Here is a 358-nt window from a genome sequence, read left to right on the forward strand (position 1 = left end):
GACGCGGCCTTGCGGGTCGTCGCGGGAAACGATTTCGCCTTCTTGTTTGTAGTAGAGGATGATGCGCGGCAGGCGGTCTGCCCATTTGAGTTTGATGATGCTGCCTTTGACGGTAACGTGATCGTCGGGCGTGACTTTTTCACCCAGTTGGGCTATGCGTCCGTTGACCGTTACCCAGCCGTTGCTGATCCATTCTTCCATTTCTCGACGTGAGCCGACGCCGGAAGCGGCCAGGACTTTTTGCAGGCGCTCGGGTTCGAAGCGTGAAAGGTCGCTGCGACGTTCTTTCAAATCGCGGGCGTGCTCCATGATTTTGTGGTTAGGGTTGCGGACAACCAGTTTTTTGGCTTTGGCGGCA

Annotated in this window: 1 protein-coding gene; it reads right to left on the reverse strand. The window is 56.4% G+C overall.

From position 1 onward, the window contains the following. On the reverse strand, nucleotides 1–358 hold a 358-nt coding region (locus ACTHS3_RS17330), incomplete at both ends, for a S4 domain-containing protein (RefSeq protein WP_440368679.1).

Source organism: Neisseria sp. P0009.S007, from assembly GCF_051962515.1.